Source organism: Crossiella sp. NPDC003009, from assembly GCF_053591555.1.
The window spans coordinates 1-1,590 of the sequence record NZ_JBSFUA010000105.1 but is presented as its reverse complement, the minus strand read 5'-3'; the positions used below and the strand labels follow the sequence as shown (position 1 = coordinate 1,590).

At 74.5% G+C, this 1,590-nt stretch carries 1 pseudogene; it reads left to right on the top strand.

The features are described from left to right. Positions 1–1,590, top strand: a pseudogene (locus ACWDY5_RS41425) (chemotaxis protein); the annotation flags it as partial.

Here is a 1,590-nt window from a genome sequence, read left to right as displayed (position 1 = left end):
CCAAGGCCGCGCGTGATGTGGCCAAGGGCGCTCGACTGGCCGCCGAAGCCGCGGACCAGGCCGCGATCGCGGCGACCGCGGCAGGCAAGGCCGCCGAGTCGGCCGCCAGCGCGGGTGTGCACGCCGATGAGGCCGGTGGCGCCTCCGGCGAGGCCGGTGACTGGGCCGCCAAGGCCGGCGCCAGCTCCGCGCAGGCCAAGCAGGCCAGCGCGCAGGCCAAGCGCAAGGCCGCCGAGGCCAAGCGTGCCGCCGGGGAGGCCAAGCGGATCGCCGGTGACGCCGCGCGCTACGCCGGTCAGGCCAGGGACGCGGCCAACGACGCCGCCAACCACGCCGACAACGCGGCCCGCCTGGCCGATGAGGCGGTCAAGCACGCCAACGACGCCGAAGGCGCGGCGAACCGGGCGCAGGCCGCCGCGGACAAGGCCAAGCTCTACGCCGACGACGCCACCAGGTACACCGACCTGGCCCGCTCGATCGCCGCGACCAGCCGGGCGGCCGAGGACGAGCGCCTGGCCGCGCAGAAGGCCAAGGCGATCGAGGAGGCCGTCGAGGCCAAGCTGGCCGAGGAGAACAAGCAGACCGAGACCACCTGGGTCGCGGGCGAGGCCGCGAAGCTCGACACCGAGGCGCAGCGGCTGCTGACCCAGGCGCAGGACCCGGCCACCCCGGAGGAGACCGCGGTCGCCAACGGCCGCAAGGTGGCCGCGCGGCTGGTCACCACCGGTGGCGGCTGGGTGCGGGCGGCCTCGGAGAACGCGCTGGTCGGCGACAAGTACGAGGTGCTCAACTTCGTCCGCGGCGGGGTGGCCAAGGCGGTCGAGGAGGACGACCGGGCCAGCGTGCTGCACATCGCCGACACCACGGGCAACGAGGGCCTGCGCTGGTCCGCGCGGGACATGCTCACCGCCAAGCACGACGTGGTCAAGGACTTCCTGCAGGACCGCTGGTACGCGGGCAAGGACGAGGACGACCAGGTCGCCATCACCCAGATCATGAACGCCGGTGGCCCCGGGGTGAAGGCCGCGGCGCAGAAGGCGCTGCGCGGCACCCCGGCCGACCGCACCGCGTTCCTGGCCACCGGGCAGCACAAGGCGCGCCAGGACGACGACCACGTGCTGGTCACCCAGGCGATGACCAACGGCGGCAAGGAGGTCAAGGCCGCCGCGCAGGCCGCGCTGAACGGCCCGCCTTCGCTGTGGCGCAAGTTCCTCACCAGCGAGCAGTACAAGGCGCAGCAGCGGGACGCGGACACCGCCAGCCACGTGGCCAAGATCGAGTCCTACCTGGCGGACGCGGACAAGATCGCCGCGGAGTCCCGGCAGGCGGCGCTGCAAGCCCAGTCCTACGCGCACACCGCGCGCGGGGCGGCCGATGAGGCCAAGCACTGGGCGGCCGAGGCGCAGAAGTCCGCGGCCAAGGCCAGGGAGTACGCCGACAAGGCCAAGCAGGAGGCGGAGAAGGCGCAGCGCTCGGCCGACCAGGCCGCTGAGTCGGCCCGCCAGGCGCAGCAGGCCGACCAGGACGCGCAGCGGGCCGCCGCCGCGGCGGCCAGGTCGGCCAGCCAGGCCGAGGCCAGCGCTTCCCAGG